The sequence below is a fragment of the Microcystis sp. BLCC-F210 genome (assembly GCF_042134685.1).
GTDB lineage: Bacteria > Cyanobacteriota > Cyanobacteriia > Cyanobacteriales > Microcystaceae > Microcystis > Microcystis aeruginosa_D.
On the sequence record NZ_CP169647.1, the window covers coordinates 3,162,692 to 3,186,347 of the forward strand.

23 protein-coding genes and 1 tRNA gene are annotated in these 23,656 nt (G+C 40.6%); 6 read left to right on the forward strand and 18 right to left on the reverse strand.

The window, feature by feature from the left end; translation table 11 throughout:
• Positions 1–3: 3 nt before the first annotated feature.
• The 4 genes from ACE3JL_RS15110 to ACE3JL_RS15125 form a co-directional block, all read right to left on the reverse strand.
• Entirely contained in the window at positions 4–1,176 is a 1,173-nt protein-coding gene (locus ACE3JL_RS15110) for a TIR domain-containing protein (protein ID WP_375327836.1), read from the reverse strand.
• 3 nt (positions 1,177–1,179) lie between these two features.
• Entirely contained in the window at positions 1,180–1,356 is a 177-nt protein-coding gene (locus ACE3JL_RS15115; protein WP_375327837.1) for a hypothetical protein, read from the reverse strand.
• Between the two features lie 646 nt (positions 1,357–2,002).
• Positions 2,003–2,125 (reverse strand): hypothetical protein, encoded by a 123-nt coding sequence (locus ACE3JL_RS15120; RefSeq protein ID WP_375327838.1) that lies wholly within the window; start codon positions 2,123–2,125, stop codon positions 2,003–2,005.
• A 178-nt stretch (positions 2,126–2,303) separates the two neighbouring features.
• Positions 2,304–3,170, reverse strand: coding sequence for an IS5 family transposase (locus tag ACE3JL_RS15125; protein WP_375327839.1), 867 nt, complete (start codon positions 3,168–3,170; stop codon positions 2,304–2,306).
• Positions 3,171–3,327: 157 nt separating this feature from the next.
• On the opposite strand from ACE3JL_RS15125, the gene ACE3JL_RS15130 reads away from it, so the two are divergent.
• Both ACE3JL_RS15130 and ACE3JL_RS15135 read left to right on the forward strand, forming a co-directional pair.
• Entirely contained in the window at positions 3,328–3,915 is a 588-nt protein-coding gene (locus ACE3JL_RS15130; RefSeq protein WP_375327840.1) for a Uma2 family endonuclease, read from the forward strand.
• A 100-nt stretch (positions 3,916–4,015) separates the two neighbouring features.
• Positions 4,016–4,201 (forward strand): PCP reductase family protein, encoded by a 186-nt coding sequence (locus tag ACE3JL_RS15135; protein WP_002751785.1) that lies wholly within the window; start codon positions 4,016–4,018, stop codon positions 4,199–4,201.
• Between the two features lie 4 nt (positions 4,202–4,205).
• Here the strand turns inward: ACE3JL_RS15135 and moaA are convergent, their stop codons facing one another.
• Positions 4,206–5,195, reverse strand: a complete 990-nt coding sequence (moaA, locus tag ACE3JL_RS15140; RefSeq protein WP_271988257.1) for a GTP 3',8-cyclase MoaA — start codon at positions 5,193–5,195, stop codon at positions 4,206–4,208.
• A 318-nt stretch (positions 5,196–5,513) separates the two neighbouring features.
• On the opposite strand from moaA, the gene ACE3JL_RS15145 reads away from it, so the two are divergent.
• Positions 5,514–6,857 carry a DUF3370 domain-containing protein gene (locus tag ACE3JL_RS15145; RefSeq protein WP_375327841.1) on the forward strand — a complete coding sequence of 448 codons (1,344 nt, stop codon included), beginning with the start codon at positions 5,514–5,516 and terminating at the stop codon, positions 6,855–6,857.
• Positions 6,858–6,864: 7 nt separating this feature from the next.
• Here the strand turns inward: ACE3JL_RS15145 and ACE3JL_RS15150 are convergent, their stop codons facing one another.
• Complete coding sequence (locus ACE3JL_RS15150; RefSeq protein WP_375327842.1) at positions 6,865–7,377, reverse strand: TolB family protein; 513 nt, start codon at positions 7,375–7,377, stop codon at positions 6,865–6,867.
• 23 nt (positions 7,378–7,400) lie between these two features.
• A complete protein-coding gene (locus ACE3JL_RS15155; protein WP_271988251.1) occupies positions 7,401–7,616 on the reverse strand; it encodes a hypothetical protein in 216 nt (71 codons plus the stop codon).
• Positions 7,617–7,971: 355 nt separating this feature from the next.
• On the opposite strand from ACE3JL_RS15155, the gene ACE3JL_RS15160 reads away from it, so the two are divergent.
• Positions 7,972–8,045, forward strand: a tRNA-Asp gene (locus tag ACE3JL_RS15160).
• An 85-nt stretch (positions 8,046–8,130) separates the two neighbouring features.
• On the opposite strand, the gene ACE3JL_RS15165 is transcribed toward ACE3JL_RS15160, so the two are convergent.
• From ACE3JL_RS15165 to ACE3JL_RS15210, 10 genes are all read right to left on the reverse strand, one after another.
• A complete protein-coding gene (locus ACE3JL_RS15165; protein WP_375327843.1) occupies positions 8,131–10,665 on the reverse strand; it encodes a glycogen/starch/alpha-glucan phosphorylase in 2,535 nt (844 codons plus the stop codon).
• A 429-nt stretch (positions 10,666–11,094) separates the two neighbouring features.
• Positions 11,095–11,466, reverse strand: a complete 372-nt coding sequence (locus tag ACE3JL_RS15170) for a hypothetical protein (RefSeq protein ID WP_271988248.1) — start codon at positions 11,464–11,466, stop codon at positions 11,095–11,097.
• 1,185 nt (positions 11,467–12,651) lie between these two features.
• Positions 12,652–13,434, reverse strand: coding sequence for a hypothetical protein (locus tag ACE3JL_RS15175; protein WP_375327844.1), 783 nt, complete (start codon positions 13,432–13,434; stop codon positions 12,652–12,654).
• On the reverse strand, positions 13,431–14,651 hold the full coding sequence (locus tag ACE3JL_RS15180) for a hypothetical protein (protein ID WP_375327845.1): 1,221 nt from the start codon (positions 14,649–14,651) through the stop codon (positions 13,431–13,433). The genes ACE3JL_RS15175 and ACE3JL_RS15180 overlap by 4 nt, the downstream gene beginning before the upstream one ends.
• 5 nt (positions 14,652–14,656) lie before the next feature.
• Positions 14,657–15,049 carry a heavy metal-responsive transcriptional regulator gene (locus ACE3JL_RS15185; protein ID WP_271989099.1) on the reverse strand — a complete coding sequence of 131 codons (393 nt, stop codon included), beginning with the start codon at positions 15,047–15,049 and terminating at the stop codon, positions 14,657–14,659.
• An 84-nt stretch (positions 15,050–15,133) separates the two neighbouring features.
• The gene (locus ACE3JL_RS15190; protein WP_375327846.1) at positions 15,134–15,688 is read right to left on the reverse strand and encodes a phycobiliprotein lyase; all 555 of its coding nucleotides are present in this window, start codon (positions 15,686–15,688) and stop codon (positions 15,134–15,136) included.
• Positions 15,689–15,721: 33 nt separating this feature from the next.
• Entirely contained in the window at positions 15,722–16,216 is a 495-nt protein-coding gene (locus tag ACE3JL_RS15195) for a glycosyltransferase (protein WP_375327847.1), read from the reverse strand.
• 29 nt (positions 16,217–16,245) lie between these two features.
• Positions 16,246–17,463 carry a glycosyltransferase family 4 protein gene (locus ACE3JL_RS15200; protein WP_375327848.1) on the reverse strand — a complete coding sequence of 406 codons (1,218 nt, stop codon included), beginning with the start codon at positions 17,461–17,463 and terminating at the stop codon, positions 16,246–16,248.
• 2 nt (positions 17,464–17,465) lie between these two features.
• Positions 17,466–18,425, reverse strand: coding sequence for a GDP-mannose 4,6-dehydratase (locus ACE3JL_RS15205; RefSeq protein WP_375327849.1), 960 nt, complete (start codon positions 18,423–18,425; stop codon positions 17,466–17,468).
• 14 nt (positions 18,426–18,439) lie between these two features.
• The gene (locus tag ACE3JL_RS15210) at positions 18,440–19,360 is read right to left on the reverse strand and encodes a glycosyltransferase family 2 protein (RefSeq protein ID WP_375327850.1); all 921 of its coding nucleotides are present in this window, start codon (positions 19,358–19,360) and stop codon (positions 18,440–18,442) included.
• A 364-nt stretch (positions 19,361–19,724) separates the two neighbouring features.
• Between ACE3JL_RS15210 and ACE3JL_RS15215 the strand changes: the two genes are divergently transcribed.
• Positions 19,725–20,708, forward strand: coding sequence for a glycosyltransferase family 2 protein (locus ACE3JL_RS15215; RefSeq protein WP_271989092.1), 984 nt, complete (start codon positions 19,725–19,727; stop codon positions 20,706–20,708).
• A gap of 478 nt (positions 20,709–21,186) precedes the next feature.
• Here the strand turns inward: ACE3JL_RS15215 and ACE3JL_RS15220 are convergent, their stop codons facing one another.
• Positions 21,187–22,212, reverse strand: coding sequence for an ATP-binding cassette domain-containing protein (locus ACE3JL_RS15220; RefSeq protein ID WP_271989090.1), 1,026 nt, complete (start codon positions 22,210–22,212; stop codon positions 21,187–21,189).
• Positions 22,213–23,510: 1,298 nt separating this feature from the next.
• Between ACE3JL_RS15220 and ACE3JL_RS15225 the strand changes: the two genes are divergently transcribed.
• Positions 23,511–23,633 (forward strand): hypothetical protein, encoded by a 123-nt coding sequence (locus ACE3JL_RS15225; protein WP_002737208.1) that lies wholly within the window; start codon positions 23,511–23,513, stop codon positions 23,631–23,633.
• Positions 23,634–23,656: the final 23 nt, after the last annotated feature.

The following is a 23,656-nucleotide window of genomic DNA, read 5'->3' on the forward strand; positions in this document are numbered from 1 at the left end:
CTTCTATCTTTTTTTTTTATCTATAAGCGATCGCAAATTTTGAACAACAGATAATAGGACTTTATCTTGCTCTGGTTCAGGTAAAGTATAGAGAGGATTGCGAGGAGAATTATTGGGGGGAGACTGAGCGTTATTTAAGTAAAATGTTTTAGCTTCTCCCTGTTCATTAGTGTAGTTAAAAGGAACATTTTCAACATCTGCATATTTAACAAATAAAGGAATTATCCGTACTTTTTTATCTTCAAATCTTTGCAAAAGACGAGGTAACTCTTCATTACGAACATAAGTAGAATTAAGAATAGCTTGACTTACTAAAACAACTGCTACCGTTACCTTGGGTAAGACTTCTTTAATCTTTTCATCCCAAATATCCCCCTGTTCTAAATCAAGATCTGACCAGACTATTTGTTTCTCGAAATTAAGAGATTGCAGAAATTCTAAAAGCTTATCTCTCCATATTTCATCTTTGTGAGAATAACAAATAAAAACTGATGGCATTTCTTTTTCCTTTAATTCTGAATCTAATTGATCAATCGTAGTTTGTTTTTGATTATATTTTGTTGAGGGTTCTCCTAGATGATTGACTTCTGCTTGAGACGAAACTGTATTGGTCAATATGTCAGAATTAGACAATAATTGTGGAGTTAGATGTTCTGATATTCCTGCTATCTCAATAGAATTACAGCCTAATTTATAAGCAAATTCCACCGTCCTTCCCGCGCCTAAAGCATCATAGAAACCCACCGCAAACTCAATGGCTGCTTTATCCCCAATGGATTTGCTCATCCCTACCACATAAGGAATATGCTCTGCGATCGCTTTTGCTTGAACCTCCGAATAACAAGCATTGAGAACTACGCATTCTATTTGGTCAGCAAATAACTCAAATAAACTTGCTAATGCTTGAGCCTCAACTAGCTTAACTTGACCTGTTTCATCTTCAAAGGCTAACCCTTCTTCCCCCGCACCATGTCCTGAAAAATGGACAATATTTGGCTCAAAGTCGAGGATGGCACGGCGAATGTCTCTGTACCTCACGGCTTGCCCTGTTTCAATAACGAAATTATCTCGTTGTTCTGCTCGTCGTAGCCCTTCTTTAATCTCGCGCATTTCCTCATCAAGACGCAATGGAGCCGTGTTTTTGGGATTTGCTGACAGAATAAGGATTCTTTTCATTGATTAAGACTCGTTTGAAGACAGATGAGATTTTAGGCGACGAATCCAAGTCAGAACCACCTGTCCCTTTGTTTCTTGAGACTGTTGGCAGTATTCCTCAAGAATTTGGTATTCACTCAAGGGGAGTTCTACCATCAATTGCTTGTAGGGTTCTGTGGCCGCTTTTCTCAGTTTAGGCATAATATCCCCATGAAATCCCTAGTCTCTTTCTACCAGATCATAGCTCGCAAGTCAACCTTCAAGAACCCGAATCAACAATTCTCAGTTTTAGACACAGCAAACCTTTTAGGGATTTAGAGAACATTTTAAAGGGGGATTTTTGGGGCAACTTTGGGTGTACTATCACGTCAAAAGCCCGAAGACTCGTGAAATGAAATTCGCCATCCCATTGAATTTTACCCCGTATTATGCGAACTAACTCCCAAAAGCCTTGCTACAGGGCAAATTTAGAATTGCTGAACCCGAATCGACAAGGCAACCGAACCGAAACACGGGATGACTTCGATCAAGGGGATTTATCCCCCTGTATCATTCATTAGTTTGATTCTCAATGTATTTTTTAATAGTTTCCGTAGAAAAGAGGTTTGTTTAAAGCTTTTAGTGGTCAATTAATTAATGCTGATTGCAACGGTGCGGCCAATATCATTAAAAAAGTAGCCACACAGCTAGGGGTTTTTCTAGATAAGGTGGGTAGGGCATCTTTGACAGTGCCACAACGATATAAATTGGATAGCCTTTCTAAAATATATCGTAATCGAATAGAATCGGATTTCAACCCGATTCTATTCACCGATTACAATCCCCGTCTTTTTAAAGCGGGGAGATGTCAATAAGAAACCTTCCGCACCAGTTCAAACTCGCCGCGGGCTAACCGTTCCAACATTTCCGACACCGATAGGTTGTACTGTTCCGCAATCGCTTGAACTTCTTCCCAGCCAGCCTGAGTCACGGTTAGGTGGCGACGTTTCTTCGGCTCTTGATATAACTGAGGCCTACCGTCCGGATTCGGTGGGTTTTCCTTCCTGCCCTTGTATTTTCCTCTAGTTTCCATTGAACAACCCTTTAACTTCTCTACACTATTTTACCCACAACAGAAATTTCTCTCAATAGATCTCTTGCAAAAGTAATCAAGATATATCCTTTTGTCGGTAACGAAGTTCGTAATTGTAGATACCAGCAATCAAATTCAATCTCAGACCAAATCGCCGTCTGCGATTTCTGTATCTTGATGAAAGTATCCGAAATATTTTGAGACGACGATGAATATGTTCTATAACTATGCGCCGTTGTGATAACTGACGATTGGCTTTTTTTTGCTCTTTACTTAGTTTTTCTTTTTTCTTTTTTTTATGAGGGATTTGACTGTTTTGATGGATTTTCTGAATTCCTTGATAGCCTTTATCCCCTAATATTTCTATGTCCTTATTTAACCTTATTTTGCTCTCTTGACCCAGTCGAAAATCATGGACTCTTCCTTTCTCACAACGGACACAGATTACCTGCTCGCTTTTTTGGTCGCAACGCGCTCGCTGCGCGAGATCGGCAACGACTTGCGACTTTAATGTGTGGTATCCCTGCTTGCCACTATAGTATGATTTCTGTTTTTTTTTGGGTCTTTCTATCTCATGTTCTGACACATCCACCACTATTACTTCTATTTCACTATTACTTTCTAATAGGGCTTTTTTTCCAGGTAGATTAAACAGACCTGATTTGATGAGAATATTCTCTACTTTCCTAACAATTCTATACGCCGTTGATTCGTTAATACCCCAGCTATTTCCCAGATGAAAATAGGTGCGATATTCTCGCCAATACTCTAATGTTATTAGTAGTTGGTCTTCTGTACTCAATTTGCTCGGTCTACCTGTCTTTTTTTGCCAAACTTTTTCTGCCTTTAGGACTGTTACCATATCCTTAAATGTATCTGGATACACGCCACACAAGCGTTTGAACTCTGTTAGCTTTAAAGTTTTTACTTGTTCGTAATTCATCTTTCAATCTTAACTCTTGGACTATTTTATCCTATTTTGTCTAGACTTATGCAAGAGATCTATTAAGGGAAAAATGATAACCTTGCTCAAGGATAACTTTATCTCTTTTTAGGGAAATGCTGTATCCTAGAAAATAGAATAGGAAGGAGAGTCAAAAATGTTAAGCGCTACCGAAACTAAATATTATACTCCCGAAGAATATCTAGCTCTGGAGGAAACGTCCGAGGATAAAAATGAATATCGTCAAGGAGAAATTATCCCAATGGTAGGAGCAACAACTAATCACAATCAGATTGCTGGAAACTTCTATCGAAGATTTCCTTTAAATATCAATAATCAAGATTATTATACTTACATGGAAACGGTGCGTTTATGGCTATCAGATTATAGCATTTACACCTATCCCGATGTGATGGTGATTAAAGGTCAACCTCTCTATCAAGGGAATAGTCAATCTAACGTGATCAATCCTTTAATTATTGTCGAAGTTCTCTCTAATTCTACCCAAGCTTATGATCGAGGGGATAAGTTTAAATTCTATCGTTCCTTGCCAACTTTTCAGGAATATATTCTGATTGAACAATCTAGTTATAGTGTAGAACGTTACTATAAACAAAAGGATGATCAATGGTTAGTTGATTTCCTCACGGGGGAAAATGCGGTTTTACAATTGGTGTCGATAGATTGGCAGATTTCTTTTCAAGATTTATATCAAAGAGTCAATTTCGACCTAGCAGAAACCTAAAATTAAGAGAAACCTGAAAAAGAGTCGCTATCAAGAAAATCGTCATCTCAAAATAGCTAACTTTTTTGGTATAATAGACGGACTACTATATGTTAAATCTATGGACGCTCTAGATTTTTCCGATCAACTACAATGGACAGCAGAAGCAAAAGCAAAACTGAAAAATATTCCCTATTTTGTTCGTTCTCAAGCGCGTCAAAGAATAGAAGAATTAGCTCGTCATGCCGGTTCCGATCGAGTTACTGTGGAAATGGTAGAACAGGCTAGAGTAGAATTCGGACAGTAGATTTTTAGCCGCCAATTTGGGACATAGTACGGGTATAAATGCCGCTTGATGTGCCGGAATCACGCAGTTTAAAGTTTATTTCTGCTTTCATTTCTATTAATCCCCGGACTCTTTCCCTGATTTCTGCTGGCGAAATTCCCTGACGGAGGGCAGTTTTTAGGTCAATTTGTCCAGTTTCGTTGAGGAGACAGGGACGCAACCAACCATCGGCCGAAAGACGTAGGCGGTTACAGCGATCGCAAAAACACTCCGACATCTGACTAATAAAGCCAATTGTACCCTTAGCCCCCGGAATTTGAAAAACATCGGCTGGACCATTTCCCCGCACTTGACCCTCATTTAAGCCCCATTTTGCCCGAATTCGCCCCCTTAATTCCTCGTTCGCAATCCAAGCTTTTTCTTGAAATAAATCACCGTTACCGATGGGCATAAACTCGATAAAACGGACGTGCCAACGCTTCTCGATGGTCAAAGCCGCTAAATCTTCCACTTCTGCCTCATTTATCCCCGGAATTACCACCACATTCAATTTTAAGGGGTCAAAACCCACTCTCTGGGCTGCTTGAATACCTGCCCAAGTTTTTTGCCAACGACTCCGGCCGCGATTACCGATAATTTTATCGAAAGTGTCGGGGTCGAGGGAGTCTAAACTGATATTAATCCGTCTTAGTCCAGCGTCATACAACATTTCGGCTAAATTGTCAAGTAAATAGCCATTAGTGGTCAAGGCTAAATCGCTAGTAGCAGATAAAGAGGCGATATCGCGCACAATCTCCACTACTTCGGGATGTAACAGAGGTTCTCCACCAGTAAGGCGAAATTTGCGGAAACCGAGGGGAATAAAGACATTTTTGACTAAAGTAAGAATTTCCTCCCGGGTGAGTAAGTCTTGCAGTCGAACATAGGCCAATTCTGCATCCTCAGGCAGACAATACTGACAGCGAAAGTTACAGCGATCGATTAAACTAATCCTGAGATAGTCGATTTGGTTCATGTTCACGGGGCAATACTGTCATAAAACTTCATGAATTTATCATAACAATTCCGGCTCGATCGATATCTAGACATCGGGCCAAGTTTCCAGAAAACCACAGTTACATCTAGATTTTAGTCTATGATGACAATAGATTTGCTCAATGGCAAGAGCCAATAATGATTGGTAAATTTGATAATTTTTCTTGATTGTACTTAACCAAAAAGGTCAGCTAACACCGGCAAGAAATATTAAACAATCCTCTAGATATGGACAAACAGAATACTATCTAAATTGAGCGAGCCAGTAATGCTATGATCAAAAATTAATTATCTTGAGATGGTAATTTGTGTGATGTTACCTTTTTTACTACCCATTGCCCAAACTCCCCCTAGTGTAGAAATAATTCGACCGGCGCAGGTGCGTCCTTTACCGAATCAACTAGATCAAGTTCCCGTTTTTAATAGTAATAGTCCCGAATTATTGCTAGGAGAAGGGATTTTGCTTTCGACTTTTCCCCCTCAAGAAAAAAGATTTCCCTCGGCCCATTTAAATTATGCTTTTCAGGGACGCTTTGATATTTTTGCCCACCATATAGCGAGAGGGAGTTTCCCCGATAATTTACGCACCCTTTATCTGGGTGTATTACTCCACAATCCCAGTCCTAATCCCTTGACCGTTAAAATTTTGCAGGGGGCCAGTTATTTGAGTCAACCCGATGCAGCTTTTATCGATTTACCGGCACAAGTGGAAAATAATCAGGGGACGGTTTTTGCTGGGCCGGGAAGTCGGGTAATGGGGGATATTTTAATGGGGCAGCGTCAGGATATTTTTCCCGATAGAATTATTATTCCCCCCGGGGAGAGTTTTATGGTCTTAAATGCGGCGATTCCCGTGCGCGATTTGACTCCCCCTTTAAATGGTAGATCCACTTATCTTCGTCTGGAAAGTGACGGTCTTCTCTACGCTGCTAGTTTAGCTCTTTATGCACCCCTAGATGAAAATGGGCAGGAAAGACCACCAAATCTGACAGAGTGGCAAAATTTGCTAGAAAAAGGCGATTTATCAACTCCGCGCGATCGAGCGCCCACTCCTCCCCATAGTCAAGGACAAATAATTTATGGACGGGTAGCGGGGGTGTCCCAAGGTTCAGCTTGGCCCGCCCGATTGGTCGATCGAGCTTCTTTATGGTTAAATATTCCTGATTCTGGTCAATCTATAGCCTATGGGATTAGCACCCTACCCGGGGGCAAATTGGGAACGGAACAAAATCAAAGTGCTAGTATGTTAGTTCGCTATCCCGATACGGCCTATCAAGCTCATGGTAATTACGGTGTGGAATATAGGTTAAGTTTACCTCTATTTAATCGAAGTAATGAGGCGAAAACGGTGACTATTGCGCTAGAAACACCGATTAAAGAGGATGTTATTGGGCAGGGTTTGCGTTTTCTCGATCCGGCTGCTCCACAAGTGTTTTTTCGGGGAACGGTAGCCGTCAATTATAGCGATGACCAAGGACAGGCACAAAGCAGATTTTTTCATCTCGTCCAAAGACGCGGACAAGAGGGAGAATCTTTAGTGACTCTGACTATTCCTCCGGGGGATTGGCGTATAGTACAGGTGAATTTTTTATATCCACCAGATGCCACTCCTCCGCAGGTTTTAACGATTAAGACCGAGTAGAACAAGTTTAAAATTGTCCGTTAACGATCGCAATATTCCATTGACCGTCTTGGTTGGTTTCAAAGGCAATTTGGCGACCATCACCGCTAATGGTGGGATTGCGGACGCTTCCCCGCAGGTTAGCGGTTAACAGGGTTGTACGGGACTGGGAACGATCGTACACCATGACATCACTTTTACCCCGTTCGCTGGAGATATAGGCAATTAAACGACCGTCAGCATTTAAAGATGGCTGATCTTGGCTAGAATCGCCACGATTTAGGTTAGGAAGATTAACTAAGCGCTTTTCTTGCAGATCGAATAAATATATACTACGACGACCGGAGCGATCGGAAGCGAAGGCTAAATAGCGACCATCAGCACTATAACTGGGGAATTGATCGGGAGCAAAACTATTTAAACCACCGGCGGGAACTTGAGGAGTGATTAAAAGAGGGGAATTACAGCCATTTATCCCCGATAACAGCCCAAAAGAGGCCAAAAATCGCCCCAGCCAGACAAAAAAATTTTTTTCTTTCATCTTGACTTTTGACCCCAAATGTGCTAGTAACTTTCTTCCTTGCCGACGGTTTTGAGGGTAAGTAGTTGATTGCCTTGACTGAGACTATCGGCGATCGCTTCTCGAATCGGCAGGTCAATACTGGTTTCAGCGAGGATTTCTTGGGCTTTTTGCCGCAAATCTGCCCCGGTATCGGCATCTACTTGGTCTAGATCGAGTAATTCTTGCGATAGCTGTTCGATCAAATTCAGGTTAGTCATAGCTCAGGCTCCCAACAAGCTTAATTACAATCCCATGGTAAAGAGGATCCCTCCCTAATTGGGGATTTTTTGGCTTTAATTCAGGATTGATAAGCTGTTCGTAATTTAAATTGCTTGTTGAGATCAGGGGGTCGGCAGGAGGCTGGAGATTATTTTTATTTATTCTCCCTACTCCCCTCTCCCCCCGCAACGGCTCGCAGTGGTCTCCCCCCACTCCCCAATTCATAATTCCTCCTCTCCCCACTTCATAATTCATCATTGATAATTCATAATTCCCTCTCCCTCAAAAAAATTTTCCTAGAAGTGCTTGACATAACCCTGATGATGAAGCTACAATCAGAATTGTCGCAAAAATGGGATTGTAGTTCAATTGGTTAGAGCACCGCCCTGTCACGGCGGAAGTTGCGGGTTCGAGCCCCGTCAATCCCGTAAAAATCCAGATTAGAGTCGTTTAAGGCGAGTTGACCAGTGGGCAGTAGGATGAATAAACAGGCTCCTACTGCCTAAATTGGTTCTAATTTACCGATAAACCAGCATTAGCTTGAGTATAATCGGGTAATTCAATCTTTACCGGTTGTACCCGCCAGATTTCCTCGCAGTATTGCCGAATCGAGCGATCGCTAGAGAATTTACCCATGCGCGCCACATTAAGAATCGCTAAACGACTCCAATGTTCTTGATCTTTATAGGCGCGACCGACTCCTTCCTGACAGTCGATATAGGACTGATAATCGGCCAGTAACATATAGGGATCATCGTAGATAAGATTATCCACAAGCGGACGGAATAAACTACTATCACCCCGGCTAAAAAATCCCGAACTAATGAGGTCTAATACTGCCCGCAATTCTTCGTTATGGTAATAGTATTCTTGGGGATTATAACCAGCGGCTTTTTTAGCATAAACCTCCTCGGTTGTCAAGCCAAAAAGAAAGAAATTTTCTGCCCCCACCTCTTCACGAATTTCGATATTTGCCCCATCAAGAGTGCCGATAGTTAAGGCCCCATTCATGGAGAATTTCATATTACCAGTTCCCGAAGCTTCTTTCCCGGCGGTGGAAATTTGTTCAGACAAGTCGGCAGCGGGATAAACCCGTTGACCGAAGGTGACATTATAATCGGGTAGGAAAACCACTTTTAAGCGTCCTCCAATTGTCGGATCATTATCGATCACTTCTGCCACAGAATTAATCAATTTAATGATTAATTTCGCCATAAAATAACCCGGGGCTGCCTTACCACCGAAAATAAAGGTACGGGGGGTAATATCGAGATTGGGATTATTTTTGAGGCGATGATAGAGGGTGACGATATGTAAAACGTTGAGATGTTGCCGTTTATATTCGTGAATGCGTTTTACCTGCACATCAAAGAGGGTACTAGGATCAACTTTAATACCGACTTTTTTATCGATATAATTGGCTAAATCTGCCTTAATATCGTATTTAATTTGTCGCCAAGAGTCCCGAAATCCCCCATCATCCACATAGTTTTCTAAACCGCGTAAATCCTCCAGATGCTTAATCCAATTTTCGCCGATTTTTTCTGTAATCGCAACAGTCAAGCGGGGATTACTAGAAACTATCCAGCGCCGGGGAGTAACTCCATTGGTTTTGTTGCTAAACTTTTCAGGAAAGAGTTCATAGAAATCGCGCAGAACATCTTTTTTTAGTAATTCTGTATGGAGGGCTGCCACCCCATTAATTGCCTGGGAACCCACACAGGCGAGGTGAGCCATACGGACGTATTTTTCGCCGCTTTCATCGATTATAGATAAACGGGACATTTTGCCGTCATCCTGGGGATAAATAATGCGAATTTTATCCAAGAAACGATGGTTAATTTCGTAGATAATTTCCATTAATCGCGGTAAAAGACGACCAAAAATACTCAAAGGCCATTTTTCTAAAGCTTCTGGCAAAAGAGTGTGATTGGTGTAAGCGAAGGTATTTTGAGTGATAGACCAAGCTTTATCCCAATCAAAATGATGCACGTCAATTAACAAGCGCATTAACTCAGCTACCCCGACGGAAGGGTGAGTATCATTCAATTGTACCGACCATTTTTGATGAAAATTATCGAGACTGGGGTTCTCGTACAAGTGAATACGAATCATATCCTGTAGGGAACAGGAAACAAAGAAATATTGCTGTTCTAAACGTAGTTCTTTGCCCTGAATTGGTTCATCATTAGGATAGAGAACTTTACTAATATTTTCCGAGTGAACTTTATTATCTACCGCACCATAATAATCACCGCGATTAAAGCGACCAAAATCAAAAGATTCACAAGCTTCTGATTTCCATAGACGCATGGTATTAGCGGTGTTAACTCGATAGCCGAGAATTGGGGTATCGTAGGGAATTCCTTTGACTACATAATCGGGAATCCAACGACTGCGATAATTACCATTTTCGTCGGTATAGGATTCGGTATAACCGGCAAATTTTACCTCTACTCCCGCTTCTGGTCGGGCAATTTCCCAGGGATTTCCATACTGTAACCACTTATCAGTTATTTCTACCTGCCAACCGTCATGAATTTCTTGATCAAAGATACCAAATTCGTAGCGAATACCGTAACCAATAGCTGGAATTTCTAGGGTAGAAAGGGAATCGAGATAACAGGCAGCTAAACGACCTAAACCACCATTTCCTAACCCCGGTTCTTCTTCCTGGGCAATTAATTCTTCTAGTTTTAATCCCGATTCGCTGACAGCTTTCTCCACCTGTTCGTAGATACCGAGATTAATTAAATTATTAGCCAAATGGGGACCAACTAAAAATTCGGCCGAGAGATAACAAACTGTTCTGACATCTTTTTTTAGATAGGTTTGTTGGGTGGTTAACCAACGCTGTAATAAACGATCGCGGATTGTATAGGCCAAGGCCATATAAAGATCGTTTTTGCTGGCTAATTCTGGTAATTTACCTTGAATATAGAGCAAATTATCCCTTAAAGCTCGTCGGATAGTTTCTGTGTCTAATCCCGTTCTGTCGTCTTCGATGATAATCGGACAAACAAAAGTTGCGTCTGGAGATGGATTCATAGGATCATTTTTACCTAAGATTGGCTGCCCCTAGTCTAAGATAATCTGTCTTTAGATTTTATCAAGAAAAGCTTAAATATTGACTAAGATTAAGATATAGTAATGATTAAGTTAAGGTGGTTATATTTCTCTTACCAGTGGCAAGTGAGGAGAGAATATCTTCGTAGTTAACAGCTTACCCTGGTTTAGGTTAGATCATAATTGATGCGGTCATCGATCCTATAGCCAATTTTTGCAGGGATGTTTTGGTCTCAGGCCACCAGTAATTCTAAACCACATTCCGCTAACTGCTTTAGCTCAATAATAATGAAAAAACCCGGTGAAACCGGGTTGCACTAGCTTGGAGTGTGTATAATCAACCGATAAAGCAGTTGAAAACTTGAATAAATCTAAATAGAAAAAAGTTAAGCAATTGTAAGAAAATCAGATTTAATGAACTACCCCGCAGGTTAAGGGACAAGAAGCATAAACAGCTTGATGAGAGGTTTTTACTTCACCGTGTAACCAGTGCAACCAGCTAACTTCATGGGGATGAACACCTTTTGCTGTTAATAAAGCGGCACTAATTAGGATAGCCAAAATATTGATACCAATAATCATTCCCGCCACTAAAAGCACGGAACTAATCGGTAAAACTGACTGTAAGATAATCGCAGACAATGCTCCCACTGTCATCATTAAAACTACTAAAGGAAATCCCACTACTAATAAACAGACAGTGAGGACGAAACTCCAAAGAAGAAAGCTTTTTAGCATTGTTAAAGAAATGTAGCCCCAGTTATTTCTTGCGGTTAATTGCATCTTCCTGACCTCTTACAAACTTGGTGGTCTAACTTTTCTGCACGTTGGCTCAAAGTTGATGAAAACCAGTATAGGGAAAACACCGAAGAAGATGAGCCATTCGCAATATAAATTTACAATCATGGCTGATTATCTATGTTATGTGTATCGAACTATTACAATAACTGGCGACAGGTATCGAAAACTTTACAATCAGTTTCTCTTGATCCCCACTACAATTTCCCCTGAAATCCTTGATCCCCGTTGATAATCCCTTATTATGTCCCTGCCGTCAGATTTTTCCTTGTCTTGTTGTAACAAATATTTACAAGTACCTCTAGAATTCTCAGGAAAGGTGAGGGGAAGTTGGGAGTGGGAATTATGAATTATGAATTGGGAAAAGGGAACAGGAGTTTCCCAATGTTATGACACATTCTCTTTTTTATCCCACATTCCGCACCCTAAAGTGTCACATTGAAAATTTTATCCAAATCGTCAAAACGATTGCTGGCTCTGAATTACAGGCTAATTTGTTTGTCTAGCAGATGCACAATTAGCCATAAAAATCTGATAGCTTTGATACCAAATTATTGAGATAAACTCTCATTAAGCTGGCGATCGCTGACTAGAGTGTGACACTTCATAATTCTTAGTAATCGCTAAAAGTTTTACTATACAAGGGCTAGAGCAACTTTTGATTTCAACGACTAGGGTGCGGAATGTGGGTTTTATCGTTCTTCGTTACTTGTTATGGTTCGATAAGGTGGCATAAATCTACTAAATCTTTGTCTGGCAAGAGATTTAATTGATTAGTTCGCTCTAGATCGAAAACAATTGACAAAAATCAGCAAATGTCTTTCTCTATAAGGGTTTTATCTCTTATGATCCTGTCCATTGCATAAGACAAACCGAAAAACCTTTCTAGATAAGGTGATTTCCTCTAAAGAAATTACCAGAGTGTCAATTATGCTGTCAGAGCTTGGCATTGTTAAACTCTGCCGAAGGTAAATTTGTTCTCGGAATCACCTAATGCCTTGGGCTATTTTTGCCAGAGAAAAAACTATACTATAGCGGTGTGCAGTCGTATGAGGTACAGTGTGACGAGCTATAAACCATGCTAGGCAAAGCTTGGTTTGTATCTCACTCAAGCGCTTACCGCTATAATAATGGCATCCTATAATCGAAGATTAATCTTCAGGTTATAGGCTAAAATCCGAAAGAATAACCAATTTTTAGCTTTATTTGACTTTGATCATTGCCATTAGTGGCAACATCTCCCTCAATGCCCCAATCGATCACACCTTGACGGTTAATTTGCTGACGAATTCCGATACCAGTGCGAATTAAAGCCCCACCATTACTATTATCGCTAGTAATTACGCCCAATTCTGCTAAAAAAGTGCGATCAAAACGTTTCGGATAACCAATCGGTCGCGAATAACCGAGAATTGCAGCGGGTAAAAAAGATCGATCACTGTTATCGGGGTCAGTTTTGATGTTTAAATCGAGATTAAGATGCAAGCGATTGAATTGACCAATAGTTTTACTCGCAATTCCCCGCAGACGAAAATCTAATCCCCTAGCATTATTTCCCGTCGGTAATCCTAAATCGGTACGAATGGCAAAAGCGGGAACATTATCGTATTCTCGATTGAAATTATAGAAAAAACCTACGGATAAATTCCCCACATCAAAATCCGTGTCATCACTATTAACTCGTCCTCCCACTTGTGGATCAATACCGATAATAATGTGACCATTGCGAATAATACCGTTGAGGTATTCAATATCAAATTCACCACCGACATTGCTGTTTTCAGGAAAGACTAACCCAGTACCAAATTCTATAGATTGTTCTCCAAAACCGAGACTTTCAGCATCATCAAAAGAAAGGGGACGACCAGAATCCAGATTATTATGATCGTTGGCAAAAACTGGATTAGTAAAACCAGCGACCAAACCCACGGCAATTAATAAAAATCTTCTCATTTTTTCAGTTCCTCTTGAGCATTGCTATCCTCAGGTTTTTTCTCGTTATTAGGAGGGTTTTCTGGAGAGTAATTTTCGTGGTTATGGTGTTGGTGATCTCCCCCCTCATGTCCCTGAGAATTATCAGGTTTTTTCTCAGAATTATCAGGATTTTCGTGATTATGACCTTCGTGAGAAATATCTGTTGGCATTAATCCCATCCCTGGAATTCCTGACTGAAAACGATGATCGTGTAGTCCTTCACCACCATAATTTTTTCCTGCTGCCATTCCTTGATGATTAGCAGCCATGACTAACCAAATAGCGCGGGTAATTTGTTCATCTTTTTGTTGGGGACTTAGCCAATCTGATGCCAGAATATCATTAACCATATCATGTAACATATGCAGGTTATCGAAGGTGTTAGATATTTCGGGAAAACGTCGGGCAAACTTGGGACTAAGTCCGGCAAACATCGGCATAAAAGCTCGATCAGTGCGATATAATTCCTTAGCATGATATTGTTTACCCACCTGTTTATAAGTCTGTTTTTGTTCTTCTAGTGTCTTTTCATAAAGCAAGTCATACATGGTTCCTTGTAGCCAATGGTAGCCCCAAAATAAGCCATTAACTTTCGGATATTTCTGGCGAAAGGCTTTAGAATAAGGCTGGGAATCCAGATAACCCATATTCATGGGTAATCCCGTAATCGCATAGGGAACTTTTGTCAAGTAAAATTGATATAATTTCTCAATTTCCGCCTCTTTTTCCTTGTTGGTTAATTTGCTGCTGGCTAAAACATCAACGGTTTGAGCATGGAAAATATGCGCCCAATCGAAAACCTGTTCTAAAACACCGTATTTTCTGCCAAAAGTTGGGGAAATATTACCCTCGTCGGGCATAAATTTAGGCGGATTTTTTAAAACCCAATTAATTGTTTGGTATGTCTTAGTTTCTAAATCTTTCGCTTTTCCCGTTACGATATCTTCGTAAGCAAAGGCATGACCAACAGCGATCGCATTTAAGTCTAAAGCTAAATCTCTGACATTATAAATTGCATTATTATAAACCCCTCTTTGGGGATAAATATGATTACGTTGCTTGTTATACATCCAAGCTGGTATATTGTCAGGAATTGCTTGTAAAGTCTGAGTTTGAGGTGAATCAAAATGTAAATGTTGAGCAATGACAGGAGTAGAAATCATTGCTACAGTTACCAATAAAATTAACTTTTTCATGATAGTTAAACCTTGAGATTAGGGCAAATAAATTGATCGTCTTTTACTGGTGTATCCGTCCATCCTTGCAGGGTTTCGGTTAATTGTTGACGCAATAAAAGCAATTGTTCCACTTGTTTATCGATCTCAGCAATATGTTTAATTAATTTTTCCTGAATATCTCCACAGGGTAATTCTCCATGGTCATGAATTACTAAACATTCGCGGATCTCTTGCAGACTCAAACCCAAGGATTGCAATCTTTTGACAAATAGCAAGCGATGGACAGTATCGGGAGTAAATAGGCGAAATTGTCCCTCTGTCCTCTCAGGGGACTGAATTAGTCCTAATTCTTCGTAATAACGAATTGTTTTAATCGAAACACCACTTTCTAGGGAAAGTTGACCGATTTTGAGCATTATTTTTGCTCCTTAATCCTATCGTTCCCCCATGATAAAATCTCCCCTTGACTGGAGAATCAAGGGGTGAAAGAAATATTTTTTTTAACTGACTTTACACTCAACCCCAAAACCGACCAGGATAACTTTTTCTAAGGGTTCTTCCTCCTGGGGACGTTGATAGTTAATAATTTTGCGAATTCGCAGGTTTGGATTAATTAAAGTAATTGAATCCACGGAAACACTGCGAGTATAATTGGTGGTCATTAATAACTCTCTGGTGGTGGAATCAAAGCGAAAAGCGGAGATAATTGGTCTTGCTTCTTCGTAGGCGCGATCGCGAAGATAATCCCCTTCTAAATAACCGTTATTTTCTGCTTTAACCACAAATAAAAGATTAAGATTTTGTCGCACTTCTTCTCCTTTTTCCGAGATCGTATAGAAACCTAAATTAAAACCAGGGATAGTTTCTAAATCGGCAAGAGTGGGATAGTTATTATCTGTCAGAACTTTCTCTTTAATCTCCCTGGTGAGGGGTTGAATGAGGAATTCAGTACGGGAACGTTCCACTTCTTGAGCAGCTAGATAATGATAAGTTCTTTCCGTTTGCCAACTACCAACACAATAGGCAAAAAATTGCTGAAAAACTTCGGTATTCATAGATGTAATTCTCCTGTTGTCAGTATCTTAATTTTAAGTTATTTTATCAGTAACTTGTTCCCTATTTTCAAAACCATAACAATCTCGAACCAGATAAAGTGGCCGTCCCTTTACTTCTTCATAAACCCTGCCAATATATTCGCCAATAATACCAAGAGTCAGTAATTGAATTCCTCCTAAAAATAAGACAGCAACCATCAGAGAAGCGTATCCAGGTACATCGATTCCTAAAATAATAGTCCTGAGCATTAAAAAACTAGCATAAACAAGACTAACAAGTGCAATGATAAATCCTACATAAGTCCAGACTTTCAGAGGTAAAAAACTAAAAGAAGTAATACCATCGATTTTAATTTGTGGGTAAAGTTGATGATATTCCACAAGATTTTTGAGAGTATTATCATGACTATCATCATTGATGCAAATAATCTCATAACTGGTATGTTGCTGAAAAAGAGCGTCGATATTTTCTTCTTCATTATACAGGAGGACAACAGATATTTTCACTGGTATTTGATTTGATAGCATATTAATTGACAAAAAATTAGAGAAATTTCCTAACAAATATCAGCAGTTAAAACTTGTTCGTACTTACCTGCTGCTTGCTGCCATGTATAATTATCTTCAATTAACTTGCGAGCATTTCTAGATAATTTTTCTCGCAACTCTGCTGATTCAAAAAGACTACTAATCGCCGTACAATATTCCTCAATACTATTAGCTCTTAAAGCTGCTAAAGGAACATTATTTCCCTCCACTGTTAACCCTTCTAAACCTCGATCGCTGGCCACCACTGGCACTCCCGCAGCCATAGATTCTAGGGTTTTATTTTTAATTCCAAAACCCGAACGCATTGCCACAACACAAACAGTAGCATGATGAAGATACTCAGCCATAGATGGAACTCGACCGGTGACAGTAATTTTAGAATTTTTTGTTAATTCTATCACGGATGGAGCAGGATTAGAGCCAACAAGTATCAGAGTAACCTTAGGATATTTTTGTTGTAAAATAGGGAAAACCTCTAAACTGAAAAAGCGTACCGCATCTATATTAGAACTGTAATCTAGGCCTCCCGTCATAATGATTTGATAACCACTGGGAGCGGTTTCTCGATAGGGGAACATTTCCAAGTCAACACCGTTGGGAATTACAATAACAGGGCGATTAATGTTCAACTCTTCCATCTGTTCCTTGTCTTCGGAAGTGGTGACAACTATAGTGTTAAATTTCTTACAAAATCTTCGTTCGTAACGTTCAAGAAGTGGTAGATATAATCTATCTCGAATAGGATTAGGACTGACTCCTATCTCTAATTGATTTTTGCAGGTTCTATAGGCTAAGCTATGTATATTTACTATAGTTTTAAGCTTTTTTTGCCAATGGGGTCGGACAAAGATTTCATTGACACTATGCTCACAAGTAATGACATCAAATTTTTGACTATCAATGGCACGATCAAGCCAAAATTGAATATCAGCACTATATACTTGTCGAACGTTGGGAGGAGTACCTTGTATGATAAAATCATAAAAGCGATTTATTTTGCCTAAAATACTAGGGTTAAGAGCATTGGAATAGGGAAATATCTTTACCTCCTTAACCAATCTCTCCAAAGCTTCAATCTCAGTTCTACTAACATCCGAATTTGGTCGAGTCATGATCGTAATTTCATGATTCTTACTTAGGTGTTTTAAAAGATTGAAGGTTCTAACTTGAGTTCCTCCTCTGGTTGGAGGATAGGGAAAAGTAGAACTAATCATTAAGATATTCATAGCTATTTCTCTAAACGATTTTCTACCATCATGCGGACAATATTGGTCATTTTGTATTGTGCTTGCCAACCTAATTTTTCTTTAGCTTTGTGGGGATTGCCGCGACTAATGGCTAAATCTGTTGGTCTTAATAAACTTCGATCGGAAATTACATGATCTTGCCAATTTAAACCAACAGTAGCAAAAGCTGTGGCGACAAAATCCTCTAGTTTTGAACTTTCTCCCGTGGCAATGACGTAATCATCGGGTTGCTCCTGTTGCAGCATTAAATACATCGCTTCAACGTACTCCGGCGCCCAACCCCAATCCCTTTGAATATCCATATTTCCTAAGTGTAAAGTCTCGGTACTTCCCTGGGCAATTCTAGCGACGGCAGCGATAATTTTTTGGGTAACAAAGCGCTCGGGACGGAGGGGAGATTCATGATTGAAAAGTATGCCTGAACAGGCAAAAATTCCGTAAGCTTCCCGATAATTAGCCACTTCCCAAAAAGCCGCTGATTTGGCCACAGCGTAGGGACTGCGAGGGCGAAAAGGGGTATTTTCATCGGCAGAATTATCGCCGATATCCCCGAAACATTCACTCGATCCGGCATTATATAATTTAATTTTTGCTCCAGTAAATCGAATTGCTTCTAAGAGATTTAAGGTTCCCGTGGCAATACTTTCTAAGGTTTCCACTGGCTGCTCGAAGGATAAACCCACAGAACTTTGTCCAGCCAAATTATAGATCTCATCCGGCTGAATTTTAATTAACACCTGTAGGACACTACGAAAGTCATTCAGTGCCATTGATTCTAGTTTTACCTGTTCCTTGATTCCCAAACGTTTCAGATTACTAAAAGATGACATTTGGGCATCCCGGGAGGTGCCACAAACTGCATAGCCAGCTTTTAACAGTAATTTGGCTAGGTAGGCTCCATCCTGCCCGGATACACCACAAATTAACGCTTTTTTACCCATTTATTTACAATAATTTACTTTTGAGGGGTTAACATCGCCTTGGCGGCTTCGCTTAAATAACCGATTTGTCCGTAGGCATAGAGAAGATTATCAAAGCTTTTAGCAGGATCATTGATAAATTTGACAGATTTAATCAATCCTCTCACTAAACGCTCACCTCCTCGCCCAAATTGAGCCAATCCCGTCTTTCCTGCTACTTCTTCCCGGTAATGTTCGCTGATGCCTTGCCACCAACTGCGACGCATAAACCATTGACGACTGATTCTTTCCGGGGCAACATTGTGTTCCACCAATGCTGCGGGAAAATAGCCCACTTGCCATCCCTGGACGAGTGCCAGTTCTGTAGTGTACAATTCCTCGTTAGAGAGAAGTTTTTTGCCGATTCTTCCCAAATTAGGGTCAAAACCGCCAATATTCTCCAAGAAATCTCGCCGGATTGAGTAATTAACCCCGCGCGGAGTTAAATTAGCTTGGCTAATGTATATCACATTGTCACCCAAATCGAAAGCACCTAAACCCGCTGCTAACTGATCGGATAACCAATTGGGTTGACTGTAGCCTTGCGGCCAAATAAGAGTGACTTTTCCCCCCGCTACTGCCAGTTTTTGGTTATTTTCGTAGGCATTTAACAGAATTTGCAGCCATTGAGGACTTGCGATCGCATCATCATCCAAATAGGCTAAAATCGGCGCTCTAGTTTCCTTCGCCCCGCGATTTCTGGCGGTAGATAGCCCTAAAATAGGTTCGTAAACGTATTTTAGCCGCCCATCTCCCAGACGCGACTCGACCACCTGACGGGTTTTATCGGTAGATGAGTTATCAACCACTAAAATCTCGCAATCTGGGCAAGTTTGCGCCAAAAGACTATCGATCGCTGCTGCTAGGTAGTGATCGCGGTTGTGGGTACAGATAATCCCTGCTATTTTAGGAACCATGGCTATCAAGGTTACTGATTCAATACCCTAAAACTTAACATTCCTTTGTAAAAATGTAAAAATACTTGAGGGGACTCCGAGACAGAAGATTGCTTTTTATACTAAATCCGTTGAGTACAGGCTAGTTATGAGGAGAGGCACTCATGCAAGAGGCAAAAGGCAAAGGGGAATAAATAATCAGTTTTTAATAACCAGATTTAGTTTTACTTATAGAGTTTCTCGTAAAGATGAAGTATAACCTAATTTGGTATTGACGACCAACTCCCCAAGAGGAAAACTGCCTATTTCACCATGAAGATAACTGTTATAAAACTCTCCACTGATAACTGATTACTGATTACTGATTACTGATAACTGAAATATTATGCCGAAAGTAACTGTTTGTATTCCCACCTATAACCGCGCCGATTATCTCAGCTATTCGATTAATAGTGTCTTGCAGCAGACTTATAAAGATTTTGAGTTAATTGTTTGTGATGATGGTTCTTCTGATCGTACCCCAGAGGTGGTGGCAGCATTTCAGGATTCGAGAATAATTTATCTGCGTCATCCCCAAAATATGGGCAGAAGTTTAAATATGCGATCGGGTTTTACGGCTGCTCAGGGAGAATATTTTATTAAATTCGATGATGATGATGGACTAACTCCCGAATTTTTAGCGAAAACTGTCCCTATTTTAGATCAAGAAAAAAACGTTGATTTTGTCTGTACCGATCACTGGATTATTGATAAATTTGGACAAAAAGTTACAGATGCTACCCAAGAAAATTCAGCGAAATGGGGCAAAGACAGATTACAACAAGGGATTATTCCAGATTTAGAAAGACAAACTTTTTCCTATCAAAGTTTACAAGTGGGTTCGACTCTTTTTCGTTATCAATCTTTAGCCGATGTGGATTATATGCGCCCTCAAGCGGATGGTTGTGAAGATTTTGATTTATTAGTACGTCTAGCTTTAGCGGGAAAACAAGCTTATTTTCTGCCAGAATTATTAATGGAATATCGTTTCCATGGCGGTCAAACTAGCTTAAAACAAGCGGTTCACTTTTTGCAAGCAAAACTGTTTTGTACAGAAAGTTATCACTTCAGTGATGTAAAACTAGAAGACGAAAGACTGAAAAAGGCGGCTTTTTTACAGGAATCTTTGGGAATAAAATTAATTGAAAAGGGAGAAACCCAAGCTGGCCGAGTTTTAATAGAAAAAGCCTCGAAATTATTAGGAAAATCCCGACGTGCTAGACTGGGTTTACTGCTTGCCTATTTACCCCTGAACTTGAGACAATTATCCTTTCAAGTTTTCCGTCAACTACGCCCGAAAGATTACACCGAACAGGTAAGAGCCGTGTAAACTATAACTTATAAGTAGGTAGGTGTTAAAAATTGTCGGACACCCCTATCCATTATTCGGATTTTTCTTAACAAAAAGAGCCTTTCCAAGCTCTCTTGGATTTGGTGAGTAAAGTTGAAAGGAACCACAGAGACACAGCTGTTTGTAATTTAAATTGCTTGTTGAGATCAGGCGGTCGGCGGTCGGCAGGAGGAAAAATCGAATAGGCGATTTAGATTCAAAACAGCTTATTCTTGCACTAACATCAGATTTTAACAGATCAAAAGCCTTATTTTAAAAGGTTTTTATCATTATTCAGCAAGCCTAAATCAGTCCCCCCATAGAACCCTTTTGAGCCATCTTGCATACTTTTTTCTTTTTGTCAAATTTTATGTTAAGAAAGATGTGACCAATGGATAGGAGGGTAGGGGGAATCAGAGGCAAAATCTATTTTCAATTTAATTATAACCAGCTACTTAATACAGCCTTTCTCGCTGGGCTAGGATTCTTTCATCGCTTGTTTTTTCTCCGTCTTGAGGTCGCGACTGCTGGCGGCGGCAATTTCCGCATCCATCAGGGTGCGTCCAGTGGCCGCTAGATAGACATCATCGAGACTAGGACGGGATTGGGCGATGCTAAACACGGGTAATCCCGATTCGGCTAGGGTTTGTTCAATTTTGCTTAAAGGATTGCTATTGGCCGTGACGATAAGATTCAGGGAGTTTCCCTGGGCGGTATTAACGATCACTTCCTCGACAAAAGGCAGACGGGATAATAACTCTTTCGCTTTCAATGCTTCTTCCTCTGGGGAAAATTCCTGCACTTTTAGGGTGATGCGATCGCCGCCCAGTTGCTCTTTCAGTTGTGAGGGGGTACCACGAGCGATGACGATACCATGGTCGATAATTGCCAAGTTATCAGCCAAGGCGTCGATTTCTTCGAGATAATGGCTAGTAATTAATACACTGGTTCCGGCTGCGCGCAATTGTCGCAGAAAATCCCAGACAATCAAACGACTTTCGATATCGAGTCCCACAGTCGGTTCATCCAGCACCAAAACTTCCGGCTGATGCAGTAATCCCGCTGCTAAATCCAGCCGTTTTTTGATACCCCCGGAATAGGTCGCCGTTTTTTTGTCGGCGTATTCCTCTAATCCTAAAAGATTTATTAATTCTTTAATACGATCTCTTGACTTTTGAGCGGGAATGTGATAAAGGGCTGCTTGTAATTGCAAAAGTTCCCGGCCGGTGAGCATTTTATCGAGGGCGACTTCCTGGGCAACATAACCCAGGCGTTTACGGGCGGATTTGGGGTTACTCAGGGCATCGACCCCCCCCACCTCGATTGTGCCGCCATCGGGTTTAGCAAGGGTACAAAGACAGCGAATCGTGGTGGTTTTCCCCGCACCATTGGGACCGAGTAAACCGAAGATTTCTGCCGCTGCCACGGTAAAGGATATATCTTTAACCGCTGCTGTCTGACCGTAGGATTTTTTTAACTTTTTGATCGCCACCGCAAGGGTCATAAGCTTATTTTCGCCCACTTGAGCGAGACAATTTTTTTGTTAACTTTACTTGGTTTATTTTAACCCACTGGAGAGTGGGTAGTTCTCAGCATAGCAGGTAAAAGTCAAGAAAAAGGGACGTGGTCTGACCTAAAAGGACTGAGAGGGGGACAAGGGAGCTAGAAGGTAGATAGAGCAAGCGATATAGCTCTTTGTCCTTTGATGTAATCCTTCAACCGATAGCGGCTAATTTGCATTAGCTCTTCTATATTTTTTTGGAACATTTGATGTAGCTGTAGCCAATGATAGAGATGTTGACCCACATAAAAACTGCTGTGTCTGCGTTGACCTTTATATCTTTTTTCAGGCTGACAGGGGGACAAGCCAGCTAGAAAACTTGCCAACAAAGGCTTCTGGCTTCTCTCGCTAGAAATAGATATAGCGATTCTGGGCAAAAAGCTAACGAAAGAATTAGGGATAGGAGCGAGCTTACTAGGAATTATTATTAATAAGTGAGAGATGGCGCGGCAAACTTTTTCGAGCTAAAACCATGGAAAGCTTATGATGTATGGATTTCAGTCTTCTTGTCCCCCTGTCAGTTATGTCCCTTGTTGCTACTACTCGGAAATTAGGAATCAGCTTTTTTTGAGTATGTTCGTGACCGCATTTCTCAACTTGGTAATCTTCCCTCTTTGGCAACTATTATTCGTGAGCAGTCTTCTCTCAATCACTTTGCTTGTTCATGAATACCAGAATAACTCCTGACCCCGATATATTGAGGGGATACTTTTTTTCTTAATATGAGATACAGAAAAGTAGTCCTGTGACTTGGGATTAGCTTTGCTCAAGACTTTTAAATTAACTAAAATTATCGCACACAACCCTTTTCTAAAACCTATCCCTTATAGAGATATTGCTTAACAATTTGGTCAGTCAGGACTCCAACCCTTATCCTAACTTGATTTCAGTTTTTTCTTTGTCATTAAGGGTGTCAACAAGGAATATTACAGATTGTTAACCGAGTCTTGAAAGCCCTGTGCTACAAAGGTTTGAAATGTTAAGAAAGATGTGACTAATGGACAGGTCTAAAACCTCGCTTCTGGTTGGCGAAAAGTTTTTGGAGCGGAGTATAAATCCCCGTTACAAAAACGGACTCCTGCCCTCCGCTTGCTGCCTTCGTTAATTATTAACATAGACCAGGCGATGGAGGGGGAAAGAGGTTGAGCGCCTAGGGACAAATCCGAAACCTAGCTGCTAACAACCGAAAAAGTTGAGTTAGTATGAGGGGAGATTACCCTCTGAGGAGTTGCACTAATTATATGGACATCAAATTAATCTTGTTGGCATTAACGGCTGTATTCACCGTGTCTTGTCTCTTTTTCGGCACCCGCAACGGTTTTTATGATAGCGATAACTACGATGGCAACGGTTCCGCTCACTAACCAGTCATCATAATCAGGGTTGC